Genomic DNA, 579 nt, shown 5'->3' with positions numbered 1-579 from the left:
CTTCGAGGCCTTCCGGCGGGTTTTTGCCGAGCGGGGCCTGCCGGCCGCGATCCGCTCCGACAATGGCCTGCCCTTCGCCAGTCCCAACGGGCTCTACAATCTGTCAAAGCTATCTGTCTGGTGGCTCAGGCTCGGCATCGCCATCGAGCGCATCCGTCCCGGCCACCCGCAGGAGAACGGCCGTCACGAGCGCATGCATCTAACGCTCAAGAAGGAAGCGACGAGGCCGCCGGGCCGCAATATCTTGCAGCAGCAGATGCGTTTCGACGCTTTCGTCAGCGAATTCAATGAAGAACGGCCACATGAGGCGCTGTCCATGAAGGTGCCGGCCGAGCTCTACACCACATCGCCAAGACCTTATCAGGGCCTACCGGATATCGACTATCCCTTCCACGATCGCGACGCCATCGTCACTAACTGCGGGCGGCTTTGCATCCATCGCAAGAAGATCAATATCTCGACGGTGCTGGCAGGACAGAGGCTCGGGCTCAAGGAAGTCGACGATGGTATTTGGCTCGTCAGCTTCATGCGCTATGATCTCGGATATATCGACTTGGAACAGAGGACTTTGCAAACCAT

Annotated in this window: 1 protein-coding gene; it reads left to right on the top strand. The window is 58.9% G+C overall.

The genetic code is table 11. From position 1 onward, the window contains the following. On the top strand, positions 1–579 hold a 579-nt coding region (locus tag VQ830_RS28735), incomplete at both ends, for an integrase core domain-containing protein (protein WP_337271542.1).

Origin of the sequence: Oryzifoliimicrobium ureilyticum (assembly GCF_037199735.1) — a bacterium.
In the GTDB taxonomy this organism is placed as follows: domain Bacteria; phylum Pseudomonadota; class Alphaproteobacteria; order Rhizobiales; family Rhizobiaceae; genus Rhizobium; species Rhizobium ureilyticus.
Note: the sequence above shows the minus strand (reverse complement) of the source record. Positions and strands in the feature narration are given on the sequence as shown.